Below are 18,251 nucleotides of genomic sequence, written 5' to 3'. Positions count from 1 at the left end.
CCCTTTTTATCGACCGGACACTTGGGCGACAGGCAACACGGGGTTATCGATCTGCACGGTGTCGCCGGGGCGCGCGTGTTGCAGGCCTTCGACGATAATCCGGTCGCCGTGCTTGAGGCCGCGGCTGACCACCCAGCGATCATTGATCACGGCGCCCAGCTCCACCGGCTTTTGGCTGACGACGTTCTCAGCGTCCACCAACAACACCAGGCTGACGCCCGCGCTGTCGCGGGTGATGGCGCGCTGCGGCACGCTGATGCCCTGTTGGTCGATCGCCTGTGCCAGGTGCACCCGTACGAAGCTGCCGGGCAGCAGGTCGAGGTCGGGGTTGGGGAACTCGCTGCGCAGGATGATCTGCCCGGTGCCGGGGTCGACACTGATTTCGCTGAACAGCACCTTGCCCGGCAGCGGGTAGACGCTGCCATCGTCCTGGATCAGCGTGGCGTGCACCTGGTCCTGGCCGACTTGCTGCAAGTGCCCAGCACGAAAAGCCCGGCGCAGGTCGTTGAGTTCACGGGTGGACTGCGCCAGGTCGGCATGGATCGGGTTCAGTTGCTGAATCACCGCCAGCGGTGTGCTTTCGTTATGCCCCACCAGGGCGCCTTCGCTGACCAGCGCGCGGCCGATACGCCCGGAGATCGGCGCGGTCACCGTGGCATAGGCCAGGTTCAGGCGCGCCCGTTGCAGCGCGGCCTGGTGCGCGGCGACATCGGCGCTGGCTTGCTGCGCGGCGGTGCGCGCGTTGTCGTATTCCTGCGCGCTGACGGCATTGCCGTTGATCAACTGGCGAAAGCGCTGCTCTTGCAGGCGGGTGCGCGAGGCATCGGCCTGGGCACGTTGCAACCCGGCCCGGGCGCTGTCGAGGTCGGCCTGCAGCGGCGCCGGGTCGATATGGAACAACACGTCGCCTTGGGTGACGTCGCTGCCTTCGGTGAATACCCGGCGCAACACCACGCCAGGCACACGGGCCCGAACTTCGGCGATCCGTGGCGCGGCAATGCGCCCGATCAGTTCGCTGTTGATCGAAAGGGGTTTGGCTTCAAGGGTCTCGACGGCCACCTTTACAGGCGAGGGCGCAAGCTCGCCATCGGGCGCCTTGGTACAGCCCAGTAGCAACAAGGCAAGGGCCGGCGCACCGATTGCAAACCGCAGTTTTGTATACATGAGCATCCCTCCATAAAGTGGGAGGGATGCTAGGAGTGGGGTGGTTAATACGCAGTTAAGCCGGTCCTACAAGACACGGCGCAACCTGTGATGTTGCGTTTCAGGATGTGTGGCGAGGGCGTTGCACCCTCGCCATCCTGCGGTATCAGCTGTCCTTGTGGCGTTTCTTGACCAGCTTCATCACCACCACAAAGAACACCGGCACAAACACCACCGCCAGCGTCGCGGTAATCATCCCGCCGATCACCCCGGTACCGATGGCCTGCTGGCTCGCCGAACTGGCGCCCGTGGCAATCGCCAACGGCACCACACCGAGGATGAACGCCAGGGAGGTCATGATGATCGGCCGCAGGCGCAGGCGTGCCGCCTTGAGCGTCGCATCGACCAGGTCTTCACCCTGGTCATACAGGTCCTTGGCGAACTCGATGATCAGGATCGCGTTCTTCGCCGACAGCCCAATGATGGTAATCAGGCCGACCTTGAAGAACACATCGTTGGGCATCCCGCGCAAGCTCACGGCCAATACCGCGCCGAGTACGCCGAGGGGCACTACCAGCAGCACCGAGGTTGGAATCGACCAGCTCTCATACAGCGCCGCCAGGCACAGGAACACGATCAGCAGCGACAAGCCGAGCAACAACGGCGCCTGCGAGCCGGACAAGCGTTCCTGCAACGACAGGCCGGTCCATTCCTGGCCCAGGCCGGCGGGCAGTTGGCTGACCAGGCGCTGGATTTCCTCCATCGCCTCGCCGGTACTGTGGCCCGGCGCCGCTTCACCGGAAATCGCGATGGCCGGGTAGCCGTTGTAGCGGGTCAACTGGGCGGGGCCCTGAATCCAGCGCGCCTCGACGAAGGCCGACAGCGGCACCATCTTCCCGGCGTTGTTGCGCACATGGATCTTCATCAGGTCGGCCACCTGGCTGCGTTGATCGCCCTCGGCCTGTACTACCACTCGCTGCATGCGGCCCTGGTTGGGGAAGTCGTTGATATAGGCCGAGCCGATGGCCGAGGACAGCACATTGCCGATATCGGCAAAGGAAATGCCCAGGGCGTTGGCTTGCTTGCGGTCCACCTCCAGTTGCACCTGAGGCGCCTCGGCCAGGGCGCTTTCGCGCACGTTGGCCAGGATCGGGCTTTTCTCGGCGGCGGCCAGCAGTTCGGTACGGGCTTGCATCAAGGCCGCATGGCCGACGCCACCCCGGTCTTGCAGGCGGAACTCGAACCCACTGGAGGTGCCCAGGCCATCCACCGGCGGTGGCAGGATCGCATAGGCAATCGCGTCCTTCAGCTCACTGAAAGCTGCGTTGGCACGGTCCGCAATGGCCGCGGCGGAGTCCTTGCTGCTGCGCTCCGACCAATCCTTGAGCGTGGTAAACGCCAGCGCGGCGTTCTGCCCCGAGCCGGAGAAGCTGAATCCCATGATCATCGTGGTATCGCCCACGCCCGGCTCGCCGGCGTTGTGCGCCTCGATCTGCTCGGCCACCTGCACCGTGCGGTTCTTGCTGGCACCCGGCGGCAGCTGGATATCGGTGATGGTGTAACCCTGGTCTTCCACCGGCAGAAAGGAGGAGGGCAGGCGGGCGAACAACACCCCAAGTCCCACCACTAGCACCAGATAGATCAACAGGTAGCGGCCGCTGCGCTTGAGGGCATACGCCACCCAGCCTTCATAACGGTCGGTGAACTGCTCGAAGCGCCGGTTGAACCAGCCGAAGAACCCGCCTTTCTCATGGTGCTCACCCTTGGCGATGGGCTTGAGCAAGGTCGCGCACAGGGCCGGGGTCAAGGTCAGGGCGAGGAACGCCGAGAACAGGATCGAGGTGGCCATCGACAACGAGAACTGCTGATAGATCACACCCACCGAACCCGGCATGAACGCCATCGGCAGGAACACCGCCACCAGCACCAGCGTGATGCCGACAATCGCCCCGGTAATCTGGCCCATGGCCTTGCGCGTGGCCTCCTTGGGCGACAGGCCTTCGGTAACCATGATCCGCTCGACGTTCTCTACCACCACAATCGCATCGTCCACCAAAATGCCGATGGCCAGCACCATGCCGAACATGGTCAGCACGTTAATCGAGAAACCGAGCAACAGCATGGTGGCGAACGTGCCCATCAACGCGATCGGCACCACCAGCGTCGGGATCAGCGTGTAGCGGATGTTCTGCAGGAACAGGAACATCACCGCAAACACCAGCAACATCGCCTCGCCCAGGGTGTACACCACCTTGGTGATCGAGACCTTCACGAATGGCGAAGTGTCGTAGGGAATCTTGTATTCGACGTTGGCCGGGAAGTAGCGCGCCAATTCGTCCATCTTCGCCCGCACCAGGGTCGCGGTGCTCAAGGCGTTGGCGCCGGGCGACAGCTGCACGCTGACGGCGGTGGACGGCTTGCCGTTCAGGCGGGTGGAGAACTGGTATTCCTGGCTGCCGATTTCCACCCGCGCCACGTCACCGACGCGCACGGTGGAGCCGTCCGGATTGGCCTTGAGCACGATGTCGGCAAACTCCGCCGGGGTCGACAGTTGGCCCTTGACCAGGATCGACGCAGTGATTTCCTGAGTCTTGGTGCCCGGCAAATCACCGATGCTGCCCGCTGACACCTGGGCGTTCTGCGCCGATATTGCCGCGTTGACGTCGGCCGGGGTCAGGTTGAAACCGATCAGCTTCTGCGGGTCGATCCAGATCCGCATCGCACGCTCGGCGCCGTACAGCTGGGCCTTGCCCACACCGTCCAGGCGCTTGAGTTCGTTCATCACGTTGCGCGCCAGGTAATCGCTGAGCGCCACGTCATCGAGCTTGCCGTCACTGGAGGTCAGGGTCACCAGCAGCAGGAAACCAGCGGAGACTTTCTCCACCTGCAAACCTTGCTGCGTCACTGCTTGCGGCAGGCGCGGCTCCACCGCCTTAAGGCGGTTTTGCACGTCGACCTGGGCCATCTCCGGGTCGGTGCCCGGCTGGAAGGTCGCGGTGATGGTGGCCGAGCCGAGGCTGCTTTGGGATTCGAAATACAGCAGGTGATCGGCGCCGTTAAGCTCCTGCTCGATCAGGCTGACCACGCTCTCGTCCAGCGTCTGCGCGGAGGCACCCGGGTACACCGCATAGATCTCGACTTTCGGCGGCGCGACGTTGGGGTACTGCGCCACCGGCAACTGCGGGATGGCGAGGGCGCCCGCCAGCAAGATAAACAGGGCGACCACCCAGGCGAAGATCGGGCGGTCAATAAAGAACTGCGGCATGTTTAACGATCCTTATTGGCCGGATGCCTGGGCGATGGGCGCGCGGCTGTCGTCAACCTGGACTTTTTCGCCAGGACGGGCGTGTTGCAGGCCTTCGACGACGATACGGTCACCGGCCTTCAGGCCATTGGTGACGACCCAGCGGTCATTCACCACCGAGCCCAACTCCACCGGTTGCTGGCTCACGGTTTGCTCTGCGTCCAGCAGCAACACCATGGGGATACCGGCGCTGTCGCGGGTGATTGCCCGTTGCGGCACGCTGATGCCTTGCTGGTCGACGGCTTGCTCCAGGCGTACGCGGATAAAGCTGCCGGGCAGCAGGTCGAGGTCGGGGTTGGGGAATTCGCTGCGCAAGATGATCTGCCCGGTGCCCGGGTCGACGCTGATCTCGGCAAACAGCAACTTGCCCGGCAGCGGGTACAGGCTGCCGTCGTCCTGGATCAGCGTGGCCTTGGCCTGGTCCTGGCCGACTTGCTTCAAGTGCCCGGCACGAAAGGCCCGGCGCAGGTCATTCAGCTCGCGGGTGGATTGGGTCAGGTCGGCGTGGATCGGGTCCAGTTGCTGGATGAGCGCCATCGGAGTGGCTTCGTTCTGGCCCACCAGCGCGCCTTCGGTGACCAGCGCACGGCCAATGCGCCCGGAAATCGGCGCGGTGACGGTGGCATACCCCAGGTTCAATTTTGCGCGCTGCACGGCAGCCTGGTTGGCGGCCACATCGGCGGCGGTTTGCCGGGCGGCGGCGCGGGCATTGTCGTATTCCTGGCCGCTGATGGCGTTGCCTTCCACCAGTTGGCTGTAGCGCTGCTCTTGCAGGCGCGCCTGGAACGCATTGGCCTCGGCCTTGCGCAGGCTGGCCTGGGCGCTGTCGAGGTCGGCCTTGAACGGCGCCGGGTCGATCCGGAACAGCACATCGCCCTGTTTTACGTCGTGGCCTTCCTTGAACACCCGTTGCAACACCACGCCGGCAACCCGGGCACGCACTTCGGCGATGCGCGGCGCAGCAATGCGCCCACTCAGCTCGCTGGTGATAGACAGGGGCTTGGCTTCAAGGGTTTCGATCCGCACCTTGGCCAGCGGCGCCTCGCCAGCATCGCTCGCAGACTTGCCACACGCGCTCAACGCCAGTGTCAGGGCCAACAGGCAAAACGGCGCAAACAGATTCTTCGACATGCTCATATCCCAATATTGACTGGCGCATCCTACGGGCGCCCCCGCCACAGTGCTGTGAAGCTCTGTAGGTGGTGTGTGAAGAAATGTAAGGTGCGGCCCACGCAGGCTCGCGGGCGTATATCCTTCATAGCCGCCGAACCTTACACGATCTTCCTGACACCGAAGATCAAATGTGTGGGGCTTGTGTGAGAGCTGGGCTTTTGTGGGAGCTGGCTTGCCTGCGATGCAGACTCCTCGGTTTATTCAGTAAAACCGGGGAGATGCCATCGCAGGCAAGCCAGCTCCCACACAAAACCGCTCCCACATTGGAGCTGCGTACTACTCAGAAATTGTATTATTTGGAAATACCATGCCCAACATTCTTCTGGTGGAAGACGACGCCGCACTCTGCGAATTGATCGCCAGTTATCTGGAACGCAATGGCTATCACGTCAGCGTGCTCAACCGTGGCGACCACGTGCGTGAGCGCGCGCGGCTCAACCCACCGGACCTGGTGATTCTCGACCTGATGCTGCCGGGACTCGACGGCCTGCAAGTCTGCCGGTTGCTGCGGGCTGATTCAGCCACGCTGCCGATCCTGATGCTCACCGCCCGCGACGACAGCCACGACCAGGTGCTGGGCCTGGAAATGGGCGCCGACGACTACGTCACCAAACCCTGCGAGCCGCGCGTATTGCTGGCCCGCGTACGGACCCTGCTGCGCCGCAGCAGCCTCACCGAACCCCAGGTGGCCAACGACCAGATCCTGATGGGCAACCTGTGCATCGACCTGTCGGAGCGCACCGTGACCTGGCGCGACCAGGCGGTGGAGCTCTCCAGCGGTGAATACAACCTGCTGGTGGTGCTGGCCCGGCATGCCGGCGAAGTACTCAGCCGCGACCAGATCCTGCAACGCCTGCGGGGTATCGAATTCAACGGCACGGACCGCTCGGTGGACGTGGCGATTTCCAAGTTCGATGACCACGCGGGCGAGGCGCGCAAGATCAAGACCGTGTGGGGCAAGGGCTATCTGTTCAGCCGTTCCGAGTGGGAATGTTGAGCCATGTTTCGCGTCCTGATTCGGTTGTACCTGATCACCATCGTTACCTTCGCCGCTGCGATCTACCTGGTGCCGCGGGCGGTGATCGAGCTTTTCGAACATCGCTACATGAGCTACAACATCGAGCAGTCCCGAGGCATGCAAAGCCTGATCGTCAAGGAATACCAGCGGGTGCCGATCGAGCAGTGGGCCAATGTCACCGTGCGCCTGGCGGCGGATTTTGCGCCACTCAAAGTGCAACTGCTGCGTATCCAGGACGCCAGCTACACCCCTGAAGAACAACGCCTGCTGGAAAAGGACCAGATGGTGATTCGCCTGGGCGAGTGGGGCTGGGCGGACGACGTCAGCTCACCCCTGGACGATCAACTGGTGGTCAAGGTCTCGGTACCACCAGACCCGCTGGACATGAACCTGTTGTATTGGAGCATGAACGTGCTGATCGGCGCGGCGCTGCTGGCGTGCCTGCTGTTCTGGCTACGGCCGCACTGGCGCGACCTGGAGCGGCTGAAAAGCACGGCGGCGCAACTGGGGCAGGGCAATCTGGGTGCACGCACGAAAATCCCGCCCAGCTCCAACATCGGCAGCCTGGCGGCGGTGTTCGACACCATGGCCAACGACATCGAACAACTGCTCAACCAGCAGCGCGACTTGCTCAATGCGGTCTCCCATGAACTGCGCACGCCGTTGACGCGGCTGGACTTCGGCCTGGCCCTGGCGCTGTCCGATGAGCTGCCGCCAGCCAGCCGCGAGCGCCTGCAGGGCCTGGTGGCGCACATTCGCGAGCTGGATGAGCTGGTGCTGGAATTGCTGTCCTACAGCCGTTTGCAGAACCCGGCGCAAACCCCGGAGCGCGTGGAGGTGGTGCTGGATGAGTTTATCGACAGCATCCTGGGCAGCGTCGACGATGAATTGGAAAACCCCGATATCGTGATGGATGTGGTGCTCGACTGCGCCGTGGAGCGTTTCACCCTCGACCCGCGCCTGACCGCCCGCGCATTGCAAAACCTGCTGCGCAACGCCATGCGTTATTGCGACCGCCGTATTCAGGTGGGGGTGAAGGTGTGTCCCAAGGGGTGTGAGATTTGGGTGGACGATGACGGCATTGGCATTCCGGTTGATCAGCGGGAACGGATTTTCGAGCCGTTCTACCGGCTGGATCGCAGCCGTGACCGTGCCACCGGCGGCTTCGGCCTCGGGCTGGCCATCAGCCGGCGGGCGCTGGAGGCGCAAGGCGGAACATTGACGGCCCAGGCTTCGCCATTGGGTGGCGCACGCTTCCGCCTCTGGCTGCCGAGCTGAAGAACACCACAAAACCATTGTGGGAGCTGGCTTGCCTGCGATAGCGGTGGGTCAGCTTGCATCTTTGCTAACTGATACACCGCCATCGCAGGCAAGCCAGCTCCCACATTTGACCTTCATCGTTCTTCAGTCCCGCTTTTGGCGTTTGCACAGCCTTACCCCCTCACGCGTCGCCTTGTTATAGTTCGGCCTTTATCCCAGCCGCCAGTCAAGGATCACTGCCATGTCCGAATACCAAGCCTTTGTCGTCGAACTCAGCGGCAACGTCGCCCATGTGCAGCTCAACCGCCCGGAAAAGATCAACGCCATGAACGCGGCGTTCTGGACCGAGATCATCGACATCTTCCAATGGGTCGAAGACACCGACGCCGTACGCGCCGTGGTCATCAGCGGCGCCGGCAAACATTTCTCCTCCGGCATCGACCTGATGATGCTGGCCTCGGTGGCCAACGAATTCGGCAAGGACGTCGGCCGCAACGCGCGCCTGCTGCGGCGCAAGATCCTCGAACTGCAAGCCTCGTTCAATGCGGTGGACAACTGCCGCAAGCCGGTACTCGCTGCTATCCACGGCTACTGCATCGGCGGCGCCATCGACCTGATCAGCGCCTGTGACATGCGCTACGCCGCACAAGACGCGCAATTTTCCATCAAGGAAATCGACATCGGCATGGCCGCCGACGTCGGCACCTTGCAACGCCTGCCGCGCATCGTTGGCGACGGCATGCTGCGCGAGCTGGCCTACACCGGCCGCCAGTTCGGTGCCGAAGAGGCGCGCAGCATCGGCCTGGTGAATCGCGTATACAGCGACCACGAAAGCCTGCTGGCCGGTGTGATGGAAATTGCCCGGGAAATTGCCGCCAAATCACCGATCGCCGTCACCGGCACCAAGGCAATGATCAGCTACATGCGTGACCACTCGATCAATGATGGCTTGGAATACGTTGCCACCTGGAACTCAGCTATGTTGCAATCCAACGACCTGCGCGTGGCCATCGCGGCCCATATGAGCAAGCAGAAACCCGAATTCGTGGATTGACTGAACATGACCCCAGGCTGGATTACCACAACGCTGCTGGACAACGACGCCCCGGGCGGCTGGGCCGTGGCCCGCAGCCGCGAAGGCTTTCTACACGACCAGAACGGCCCGCTGTTTCCCCGGGAATGGCTCAAGCGCCAGGACCTGTCGGTGTTTGCCGAGCATGGCATCGGCCACCTGGATGGCGAGCCGGTGTACCTGCTGGAACTCAATAGCCCCGCCGATGTGCCGGGCTGCGGCTGGCAGGGCCTGCGGGCGTTCATGCTGCAAGGTGACCACACTTTGTACAAAGTCCTGGGCTATGCCGCGCAAATCGGCACCTGGGCCCGCGAACACCGCTTTTGCGGCAGTTGCGGCCAGGCAATGGTGCAGGTGCCACGGGAGCGGGCGATGTTCTGCCTGGCCTGTGACCTGCGCAGCTACCCGCGTATCTCGCCGAGCATGATCGTGCTGGTGACCCGTGGCGACGAGATCCTGCTGGCGCGTTCGCCGCGCTTTGTCACAGGCGTCTACAGCACCCTGGCCGGGTTTGCCGAGCCGGGTGAGTCGGCCGAAGACTGCCTGATCCGCGAGGTGCGTGAAGAAGTGCAGGTGGAGGTCAAGAACATCCAGTACATGGGCAGCCAGTGCTGGCCGTTCCCGCATTCGATGATGCTGGGTTTCCACGCCGAGTATGCCGGTGGCGATATCGTGCCCCAGGCCGACGAGATCGAAGACGCGCAGTGGTTCAACATCCATGCGCTGCCGCCGTTGCCGGCATCGCGCTCGATTGCGCGCTACCTGATCGACCTCTACCTGGCCCGTCGCCTAGGCCACGCTGAACCAGTGCTGCCAGGCTAGGCGCACTGTCAGGCCGAGCACCACGGTGATAAACACCGGGCGAATGAACTTGGCGCCGCCGCTGATTGCGCTGCGGGCGCCAAAGAAGGCGCCGCACATCACCGACACGCCCATGCTCAGGCCGACAATCCAATCGACCGAACCATTGAAAATGAACACCGTCAGCGCCGCCGCGTTGCTGACGAAGTTCATGCTGCGCGCTACGCCACTGGCTTTTACCAGGTCGATGGGGTGTAGCAGCATGGTGCTCACGGTCCAGAACGCGCCGGTGCCCGGGCCGGCCACGCCGTCGTAAAAGCCCAGGCCAAAGCCTTGGGTAGACTGCCATTTCTGCTTGATCGGCGCGTCGTTGTCCAACGCTGCCTTGGGTGTACTGCCGAACAGCAGGTACAGCCCGCAGCCGAAGACAATCACCGGGAGCATCTTGTTCAGGGTTTCAGCAGGCAGGTAATGGGCCACAACCGCGCCGGTGAGTGCCCCGACCAGGGTGCCGACGATGGCATGCACCCATTGGCGCGGATGGAACAGCTTGCGGCGGTAGAAGGTAAAGCTGGCGGTGGCCGAGCCGAAGGTGGAGCTGAGTTTGTTGGTGCCCAGCACCAGGTGGGGCGGCATGCCGGCGGTCAGCAGGGCGGGCGTGGTCAGCAGGCCGCCACCGCCGGCGATGGCGTCGATGAAACCGGCGATAAAGGCAACGACGGCGAGGATCGCCAGGGTGGTGAGGTCAACGCTGAGTTCGAAGGGCATGGGCAATACTTAGTCGGCAAAGCGCAGAATGGGCTGCGCGAAAGGCCGGTATCTTAACCATAACCTTGGGGCGAGGCGATTCAAATGTGGGGGCGGGGTTGCTGTGGTGAGGGGGGCTTGTTCCCTGTCGGATTTGCCACAGATTGATGGGGCTGCTTCGCAGCCCAGCGCGGGGCAAGCCCGCTCACCACAGCAAGCCCACTCACCACAGCAAGCCCACTCACCACAACAAGCCGGCTCACCACAGCAATCCTGCTCACCACAGCAAGCCAGCTCCCATATTTCAACCGTGCCGCCTGGCTATTTATGGGTTTCGACCCACTCCAGTGCGGTGCGCCAGATGCAAATCCCCAGGAAGTAGGCCGACATCAGCAACCACAGGCCCATGGTCAGGTGATTGGTATACGGGAAGTCGATCACCAGCAGCAGGCTGCACAGCAACCAGATGGTGGTGACTGCAATATTGAGCGGCATGAAGCGCTTGACCCGGAACGGGTGCAGGAACTTCATCGGCGTGACCGTGAGCAGCGCCAGGCCGATTACGGTAAGCAAGGTGATCCAGGCATCCGGCTGGATGATGTAGACGCACAGCGCAACCACATTCCAGGCGGCCGGGAAGCCCTGGAAGTAGTTGTCCTTGCTCTTCATGTTGACGTTGCAGAAGCAGAACAGCGACGACACCAGAATCACCGACACCGTAAACAGCGGGGTGAAGTCCGGCAGGGCGATATAGCGATAGATAAACAGCGCCGGAATAAACACGTACGTCAGGTAATCAATCACCAGGTCCAGTACCGAGCCATCAAAGCTTGGCAACACCGTCTGCACGTTCACCCGTCGTGCAAGGGAGCCGTCCACCCCATCGACAATCAGGGCCAGGCCCAGCCATAACAGGCAGGCCTTGGGCTGGTTGTCGAGCAGCGCCAGGGTGGCCAGGAAGGCCAGGACCACGCCGGTGGCGGTAAAACCATGGGCGCCCCAGGCCTTGAGGCGGGCAACATGCAGGGTCGATATCACAGGGGCGCTCTCCAAAAAGGTGAAACAGGGCAGCCGACGGGGTAACACCGTCGAATCTGGCCAAAGTGTGCAGGTATCGACCGGGAAGGGTGGGATAAGGTTCACCACCCGGCGTAGGTTAAGCGTAGCAAGCGTAGGACGTTTCGGCATCAGCCTTGGCGAAACACCAGCGCCTTCAAACCGCTTTGCGGGTCGATGTCGGGAAATTCCGGCGGGTTTTCCAGCCGCTGCTCAAAGTGCAGGCCAGGCGCCTCGCGGGTTACGCCGTCGATCAGGAAGTCTTCGCCGAATGCCGGGTCGTTCATGCATGCCAGCACTGTGCCTTGGGCCGTAAGCAAATCCGGCAGGCGACGCAGCACCCGCTGGTAGTCCTTGGTCAGCAAAAAGCTGCCTTTCTGGAACGACGGCGGGTCGATGATCACCAGGTCATACGGGCCGCTGTTGATGACCTTGGCCCAGGACTTGAACAGGTCGTGGCCGAGGAAGGTCACCTTGCTCAGGTCATGGCCATTGAGGCGGTGATTGTCGCGGCCGCGGCTCAACGCGCCGCGGGCCATGTCCAGGTTCACCACATGCTCGGCGCCGCCGTCGATGGCGGCTACCGAAAAACCGCAGGTGTAGGCAAACAGGTTCAGTACCCGCTGGCCTCGGGCCTGTTCGCGTACCCAGTGGCGGCCGTAGCGCATGTCGAGGAACAGCCCGCTGTTCTGCTTTTTACCCAGGTCGATGAGGTAGCGCAGGCCGCCTTCGGTGATGGTCAGTTCGTCGACAGCCTCGCCCAACAGCCATTCGGTGGTGCTTTGCGGCAGGTAACGGTGTTGCAGCGCCACGGTATGGGCGCCGTATGACAGCCAGTCGATCTGCGCCAGCATCTGCTTCAAGGCTTCAAGTTCCGCGGCCTCGGGCTCCTTGAACAGCGAGACCAGCACCACGCCTTGCAGCCAGTCCACGGTCAGTTGCTCCAGGCCCGGCCAGCAGCGGCCGCGCCCATGAAACAGGCGCCGGGTTTCAGCGGGGACGGTTTGCAGGGCGGTCAGCAGATGGGCGTGCAGGGTGGCGAGTGCGTCAGGGTTCATCGGGCAACGTCGGTCATTGAGCGGGCGGCATTTTAAACACAATTGCAGGCTTTCCGGGAGTTGAAGCACAACGTGCTCCTAATTTGTCGATTGGCAGTGATTTGTGCTCAAAAGAATTGTCGGTGCGGCGTACAACAGTCAAAAAATCCCTTGGTGCCGACATAAACTGGAAAAAAAGCCCGGAGGTGCCCATGAACGGTTTCGCGAGTGCAGTGAGTCAGACAGCGATCGACCAGGAAGAACTGGCCGAATGGCGCGATGCTCTGGCCTCGCTGGTGGCCAATGCCGGGCCGGCGCGGGCGCGGGAGATCCTCGACATGCTGGCCGATGCTGGGGGCGCACCGCACATTGCCTGGAAACCCAGCCACGGAACGCCCTACATCAATAGCATCACCGTGGCCCAGCAACCGCCGTTCCCCGGCGACCTGGCCACCGAAGAGCGGCTGGCCTCGTTGGTGCGCTGGAACGCCCTGGCGATGGTGGTGCGCGCCAACCAGGCGTATGGGGAGTTGGGCGGCCATATCGCCAGCTACGCCAGCGCGGCGGATTTGTTTGAAGTGGGCTTCAACCACTTCTTTCGTGCCCGTAATGACAGCTTGGGTGGCGACCTGGTGTTCTACCAACCGCACTCGGCCCCCGGTATCTATGCCCGAGCTTTCCTTGAAGGCCGCCTGAGCGAGGCCGACCTGGCCCACTATCGCCAGGAAATCGGTGCCGGCAAGGCGGGCGCGCGTGGCCTGTCCAGCTACCCCCATCCGTGGTTGATGCCAGACTTCTGGCAGTTTCCCACCGGCTCCATGGGCATTGGCCCCATCAGCTCGATTTTCCAGGCGCGGTTCATGCGCTACCTGCAGCATCGCGGCCTGCAAAACACCACCGACCGCCACGTATGGGGCGTGTTCGGTGACGGCGAGATGGACGAGCCGGAAAGCATGTCGGCCTTGACCCTGGCCGCCCGTGAAGGCCTGGATAACCTGACCTGGGTGGTCAACTGTAACCTGCAACGGCTAGACGGCCCGGTGCGTGGCAACGGGCGAATTATCGACGAACTGGAAGCCTTGTTCACCGGCGCCGGCTGGAACGTGATCAAGCTGGTCTGGGGTTCGGACTGGGACGCCTTGCTGGCCAAGGATACCGACGGCGAACTGGTACGCACCTTGTCGCAGACCGTGGACGGGCAGTTCCAGACCTTCGCCGCCAAGGACGGCGCCTATAACCGCGAACATTTCTTCGGCCAAAGCGAGGCGTTGTCCAAACTGGTCGAGGGCATGAGCGACGAGCAGATCGACCGGCTCAAGCGTGGCGGGCACGACATGGTCAAGATCCACGCCGCCTATCACGCCGCACGCCGGGTCAGCGGCAAGCCGACGGTGATCCTGGCCCAGACCAAAAAGGGCTTCGGCATGGGCGAGGCCGGGCAGGGCAAGATGACCACCCACCAGCAGAAGAAACTCGACCGCGAGGCCTTGATCGCCTTCCGCAATCGCTTCCAATTGCCGCTGTCGGATGAGCAGACCGAGTCCCTGAGCTTCTACAAACCGGCGCCAGACAGCCTCGAAATGCGCTACCTGCACAAACGCCGCGCCGACCTCGGCGGGTATGTGCCAAGCCGTGGCCAGCAGGCGCCTGCCGTGAGCGTGCCGCCCGTGTCGGGCTACGCCGCGTTTGCCACTCAGGCTGACGGCAAGGAAATGTCCACCACCATGGCCTTTGTACGCATGCTCACCAACCTGCTCAAAGACAAGGCGCTTGGCCCGCGCATCGTGCCCATCGTCGCGGATGAAGCGCGCACCTTCGGCATGGCCAACCTGTTCAAGCAGATCGGCATTTATTCCAGTGTCGGCCAGCGTTACGAGCCGGAAGACATCGGCTCGATCCTCAGCTACCGCGAGGCCACCGACGGGCAGATCCTGGAAGAAGGCATCAGCGAAGCCAGCGCCATCAGTTCCTGGGTCGCGGCGGCCACCAGTTACTCGGTGCATGGTCTGCGGATGCTGCCGTTCTACATCTATTACTCGATGTTCGGTTTCCAGCGCGTGGGCGACCTGATCTGGGCGGCTGCCGACCAGCGTGCCAGGGGCTTTTTGCTGGGCGCGACGGCCGGGCGCACCACCCTCGGTGGCGAAGGCTTGCAGCACCAGGACGGCAGCAGCCACTTGATGGCTGCCACGGTGCCCAATTGCCGTGCCTACGACCCGGCGTTTGCCGGCGAGTTTGCGGTGATCCTCGACCACGGCATGCGCCAGATGCTGGAACACGATGTAGACGAGTTCTACTACGTCACCCTGATGAACGAAAACTACCCGCAGCCTAGCCTGCCGGAAGGTGTCGAAGCGGCGATCATCAAAGGCCTGTACCGGCTGAGTGGGCAGCCCGACGGCAAGGTGCGCTTACTGGGCTCCGGCACGCTGGTGCGGGAAGCCCAGGCGGCTGCGCAATTGCTGGCGGATGATTGGCAGGTGGCGAGTGAGGTGTTCAGTGTCACCAGCTTCAGCGAACTGGCGCGGGATGCCCGGGAGGTGGAACGTTGGAATCGCCTGCACCCGCTACAGCCGGCGCGGCGCAGTCACCTGGCGGAGTGCTTGCCCAAGGGCGCGCCGGTGGTGGCGGTCTCTGACTATGTGCGGGCGGTGCCGCAGATGATTGGGTCATACGTGGATTCGGCGTATATCGTGCTGGGAACGGATGGTTTTGGTCGCAGCGATACCCGGGCGGCGTTGCGCGATTTCTTTGAAGTGGACCGGTATCACATTGTGCTGGCGGCGCTGACGGCGTTGGTGGAGCAGGGGAGTCTGGACAGGCAGGTTTGCCAAGAGGCGATAGAGCGGTACGCGTTGCAGACGGAGCGGGATGCGTCCTGGGTGTGCTGACACAACAAAAACTGTGGCGAGGGAGCTTGCTCCCGCTGGGCTGCGAAGCGGCCCCAAAATCCAGGGAGCGCTGCGCACTCCAGCGGGAGCAAGCTCACTCGCCACATTAGTCGGTGTTTATCCCAAGGTACTGGCTATCAACGGCGCCCCAAAAGATTCCCGCAGAAACCCCGGCGCGATGTACCGCTCGTAATGCGCCTCGGACAACAGGAAAAACTCCCGATCAATCGCATCGCGCAAATCCGTCAGATGACGCTCGCGAAACTCCGGCAGCAGCGCCAATCCATACGCATCCAGCTTCGACATCACCCGCGCGCCCCGGGCTATCAATTGATACGCCCAGCAATACGGCGATTGGTGGGGCACAAAGCGGATCTTGCGGTCTTCCAGTTGCTGGCGCAGGCGTTGCGGGTCCAGCACCTGCAGCTTGCTGGTCATCACCTGCACCAGCAGTTGTTCCAGGCGCAGCCATACCGCCTGTTTCTCTTCAGCGTTGTAGCCGTTCCACTGAATCACCTCATGGTGATAACGCTTGCAGCCCCGGCAGACCAGGTCCCCGTAAACGGTGGAGCACAGGCCGACGCAGGGGGTCTTGATGGTTTGATTGGGCATAAAAAAGCATCGACAGGTAAAACAACACGGCCCCCGAAGGGGCCGCTTTAAATCAATCCCAGCTCAACGCGCCGCCGGTCTGGTACTCGATCACACGGGTCTCGAAGAAGTTCTTCTCTTTCTTCAGGTCCATGATCTCGCTCATCCACGGGAACGGGTTGGTGGTGCCCGGGTATTCTTCTTTCAAGCCAATCTGCGACAGGCGACGGTTCGCGATGAATTTGAGGTAATCCTCCATCATCGCCGCGTTCATGCCGAGTACACCGCGCGGCATGGTGTCGCGTGCGTATTCGATCTCCAGCTGAGTCCCTTGCAGGATCATCTGGGTCGCTTCTTCCTTCATCTCGGCATCCCACAAGTGCGGGTTTTCGATTTTGATCTGGTTGATCACGTCGATCCCGAAGTTCAGGTGCATCGACTCATCCCGCAGGATGTACTGGAACTGTTCCGCCACGCCGGTCATTTTGTTGCGGCGGCCCATGGACAGGATCTGGGTGAAGCCGCAGTAGAAGAAGATGCCTTCCAATACGCAGTAGTAAGCGACCAGGTTACGCAGCAGCTCTTTGTCGGTCTCAACAGTACCGGTTTCGAACTTCGGATCGGAGATCGAACGGGTGTATTTCAAGCCCCAGGCAGCCTTTTTGGCGACCGATGGAATCTCGTGGTACATGTTGAAGATCTCGCCTTCATCCATGGCCAGCGATTCGATGCAGTACTGGTAGGCGTGGGTGTGGATCGCTTCTTCGAAGGCCTGGCGCAGGATGTACTGGCGGCACTCCGGGTTGGTGATCAGGCGGTACACGGCCAGTACCAGGTTGTTCGCGACCAACGAATCGGCGGTGGAGAAGAAGCCGAGGTTGCGCATCACGATGCGACGTTCGTCGTCGGTCAGGCCTTCCGGGTTTTTCCACAGCGCGATGTCGGCGGTCATGTTGACCTCTTGCGGCATCCAGTGGTTGGCGCAGCCGTCGAGGTATTTCTGCCAGGCCCAGTCGTACTTGAAAGGCACAAGTTGGTTGAGGTCGGCGCGGCAGTTGATCATGCGCTTTTCGTCAACGGCGACGCGGGCGGCGGAGCCTTCCAGCTCGGCGAGGCCTTCGGCAACGTCGAGTTTGTCCAGCGCAGCCTTGGCGCGGATGATCGCGGCCGAGTCGTTGGCGGTCACGTTGCGGGCTTCGAGCGCGGCAGCAGCGCCGGCACCGTCGAGGCGGTCCATGTTGGCTTCGGTGGCGTGCCCGGCGTTGGCGCCTCTGATCACCGCTGCACCGGTGTCTTCGTTGTCGACTTCATCCCAACTCAGCATTGAAATACTCCTTCCTGGTCTGTTCTGACGGCCTGTGAACCCGTCCAAAAATATGTAATTTGCAGGCTACTCGGCATTGAACTATTGCGCGTAGTGTGGTCGGTAAATATCGATTCTGCACACTATGTAGTGGTCTGTTTTGTTTGTGGGCACACTATATGGTGTGTAACAAAGATGGTCAACGCACAAGACTGCGCCGGTTGTCGCAGGGCCATGCGCAAAACTCACCCCCCTGACTTTTAATGGTTACGGCCGCTGCCAGCGCCAGCGCTAAAAATTCGCCAACCAGCTCCCCATAACCAAAGTCGCGCTTGTGCGACTGAGTCCCACGATCCCGACTCATCGCCATCCATCGTGCACACTCCAAAAGGTAAATTGACGGTCTATCCAGTACTGGATATTTTGTCTGAATGAAAAAACACACTCCCGAACAAGCGGCCTTGTGCATGAACGTCGATCTCTCGTTGTTCCGTGGCCTGCAGGGCATGCTGGAACAGTTCGGCTCGGTCAGCGGCGACCGGCCCGCCGAGTCTCTCGACCCGTCCGGTGCCGACGCCATTCGTGCGCGCATCGACCAGTTCGCCGCACGCCTGGCGACCACCCCGCGTGCCCTCAAGGCCGCCGACCGGGGCTTGCTGATGCAAGAGCTCAAAGAAGCAGGCGTGATGGACGTCCGGCGCGCCATGGAAACAGTTGCCTCGCACCTTGGGGTCTCGCGGGCGGCGGTCTACACCTACGCCAAATGACCTACGTCGAGCGCGCCACGGCTTCGACGAGGGAGGGAAGGGGAGCAGATTGTTTATCGGCGCCGCCGTGGCCAATCACCGCCGTGGC

The 18,251-nt window shown here is 62.3% G+C and carries 13 protein-coding genes and 1 pseudogene; 6 read left to right on the top strand and 8 right to left on the bottom strand.

All coding sequences use genetic code 11. The annotated features are described in order from the left end of the window. Positions 1-6: 6 nt before the first annotated feature. The 3 genes from RGV33_RS18655 to RGV33_RS18645 form a co-directional block, all read right to left on the bottom strand. Entirely contained in the window at positions 7-1,164 is a 1,158-nt protein-coding gene (locus RGV33_RS18655; RefSeq protein ID WP_322145553.1) for an efflux RND transporter periplasmic adaptor subunit, read from the bottom strand. Between the two features lie 145 nt (positions 1,165-1,309). Continuing rightward, positions 1,310-4,408, bottom strand: coding sequence for an efflux RND transporter permease subunit (locus RGV33_RS18650; RefSeq protein ID WP_322145552.1), 3,099 nt, complete (start codon positions 4,406-4,408; stop codon positions 1,310-1,312). A 12-nt stretch (positions 4,409-4,420) separates the two neighbouring features. After that, positions 4,421-5,578 carry an efflux RND transporter periplasmic adaptor subunit gene (locus RGV33_RS18645; protein WP_322145551.1) on the bottom strand — a complete coding sequence of 386 codons (1,158 nt, stop codon included), beginning with the start codon at positions 5,576-5,578 and terminating at the stop codon, positions 4,421-4,423. A gap of 349 nt (positions 5,579-5,927) precedes the next feature. On the opposite strand from RGV33_RS18645, the gene RGV33_RS18640 reads away from it, so the two are divergent. The 4 genes from RGV33_RS18640 (at position 5,928) to nudC (ending at position 9,792) form a co-directional block, all read left to right on the top strand. Beyond that, positions 5,928-6,617 (top strand): response regulator transcription factor, encoded by a 690-nt coding sequence (locus RGV33_RS18640; RefSeq protein WP_322145550.1) that lies wholly within the window; start codon positions 5,928-5,930, stop codon positions 6,615-6,617. Between the two features lie 3 nt (positions 6,618-6,620). After that, positions 6,621-7,916 carry an ATP-binding protein gene (locus tag RGV33_RS18635; RefSeq protein WP_322145549.1) on the top strand — a complete coding sequence of 432 codons (1,296 nt, stop codon included), beginning with the start codon at positions 6,621-6,623 and terminating at the stop codon, positions 7,914-7,916. A gap of 223 nt (positions 7,917-8,139) precedes the next feature. Then, complete coding sequence (locus tag RGV33_RS18630; RefSeq protein WP_322145548.1) at positions 8,140-8,952, top strand: crotonase/enoyl-CoA hydratase family protein; 813 nt, start codon at positions 8,140-8,142, stop codon at positions 8,950-8,952. 6 nt (positions 8,953-8,958) lie between these two features. Beyond that, positions 8,959-9,792: an NAD(+) diphosphatase gene (gene nudC / locus RGV33_RS18625; protein WP_322145547.1), complete on the top strand. Its 834-nt coding sequence runs from the start codon at positions 8,959-8,961 to the stop codon at positions 9,790-9,792. On the opposite strand, the gene RGV33_RS18620 is transcribed toward nudC, so the two are convergent. The 3 genes from RGV33_RS18620 to RGV33_RS18610 form a co-directional block, all read right to left on the bottom strand. Then, a complete protein-coding gene (locus RGV33_RS18620; RefSeq protein WP_322145546.1) occupies positions 9,760-10,539 on the bottom strand; it encodes a TSUP family transporter in 780 nt (259 codons plus the stop codon). The genes nudC and RGV33_RS18620 overlap by 33 nt on opposite strands. Positions 10,540-10,839: 300 nt before the next feature. Further along, a complete protein-coding gene (gene pcsA / locus RGV33_RS18615) occupies positions 10,840-11,556 on the bottom strand; it encodes a phosphatidylcholine synthase (RefSeq protein ID WP_322145545.1) in 717 nt (238 codons plus the stop codon). Between the two features lie 149 nt (positions 11,557-11,705). Then, complete coding sequence (locus RGV33_RS18610; RefSeq protein ID WP_322148700.1) at positions 11,706-12,632, bottom strand: class I SAM-dependent methyltransferase; 927 nt, start codon at positions 12,630-12,632, stop codon at positions 11,706-11,708. A gap of 191 nt (positions 12,633-12,823) precedes the next feature. Here RGV33_RS18610 and mdeB point away from each other — a divergent pair, with 191 nt between their 5' ends. Next, positions 12,824-15,502, top strand: coding sequence for an alpha-ketoglutarate dehydrogenase (gene mdeB, locus RGV33_RS18605; protein WP_322145544.1), 2,679 nt, complete (start codon positions 12,824-12,826; stop codon positions 15,500-15,502). 117 nt (positions 15,503-15,619) lie between these two features. On the opposite strand, the gene RGV33_RS18600 is transcribed toward mdeB, so the two are convergent. Both RGV33_RS18600 and RGV33_RS18595 read right to left on the bottom strand, forming a co-directional pair. Beyond that, positions 15,620-16,114, bottom strand: coding sequence for a DUF1289 domain-containing protein (locus RGV33_RS18600; protein WP_322145543.1), 495 nt, complete (start codon positions 16,112-16,114; stop codon positions 15,620-15,622). A gap of 52 nt (positions 16,115-16,166) precedes the next feature. Further along, positions 16,167-17,417 (bottom strand): ribonucleotide-diphosphate reductase subunit beta, encoded by a 1,251-nt coding sequence (locus tag RGV33_RS18595; RefSeq protein WP_101269586.1) that lies wholly within the window; start codon positions 17,415-17,417, stop codon positions 16,167-16,169. Between the two features lie 434 nt (positions 17,418-17,851). Here RGV33_RS18595 and RGV33_RS18590 point away from each other — a divergent pair. Then, positions 17,852-18,163 (top strand): annotated as a pseudogene (locus RGV33_RS18590) (helix-turn-helix domain-containing protein); the annotation flags it as partial. Positions 18,164-18,251 lie beyond the last annotated feature (88 nt).

The sequence above is a fragment of the Pseudomonas sp. Bout1 genome (genome assembly GCF_034314165.1).
Lineage (GTDB): Bacteria > Pseudomonadota > Gammaproteobacteria > Pseudomonadales > Pseudomonadaceae > Aquipseudomonas.
This window is presented reverse-complemented; position numbering and strand designations above follow the sequence as displayed.